Raw genomic sequence first — 624 nt, 5'->3', positions numbered from 1 at the left:
GTGCCGAGGTCGGCGAGCGACATCGAGCGCTCCAGCTCGCCTCCGACAGGTAGAAGTGCTCCCTCATCGGTGGGCTGGTACACCGCCTGGTTGCGGCGCTTGTGCTCGGCGAAGTAGCCGATGGCCGCGAGGAAGATCTTGGTGTATCCGGTGCGCGCCGACTTCCGCCAGGTCACGTGCGTGATCTCGTCGTGGCCTATGCAGTCGGCAATCGCGACCTGGTACGGGTAGGCTTCCCAGCGGCCCTGCTCGTAGCTGCTCTCCTCCGACAGGTAGAAGTGCTCGGCCATCCAATGGGACAGCCGCATCGGCGTTGGGGCTTCGAGCGGGCGCAGGCCACGGCGCAGCGCCGCGTTGATCTCGTCGCGCTGCTCGGTGCCGAGGTCGGCGAGCGACATCGAGCGCTCCAGCTCGCCTCCGACAGGTAGAAGTGCTCGGCCATCCAATGGGACAGCCGCATCGGCGTTGGGGCTTCGAGCGGGCGCAGGCCACGGCGCAGCGCCGCGTTGATCTCGTCGCGCTGCTCGGTGCCGAGGTCGGCGAGCGACATCGAGCGCTCCAGCTCGGTGGTGACGAAGTCGTCGCGGTCCTCGTCGGTCGGTTGGTACACCGCCTGGTTGCGGC

The 624-nt window shown here is 68.1% G+C and carries 1 protein-coding gene; it reads right to left on the bottom strand.

What is annotated here, in order from left to right; translation table 11 throughout:
- The coding region (locus AC1D01_RS37765; protein WP_477875083.1) for a phage terminase large subunit family protein at positions 1–398 on the bottom strand (398 nt) is incomplete at its 3' end.
- Between the last annotated feature and the right edge of the window lie 226 nt (positions 399–624).

This window comes from Rhizobacter sp. P3_B12, assembly GCF_056402895.1.
This window is presented reverse-complemented; position numbering and strand designations above follow the sequence as displayed.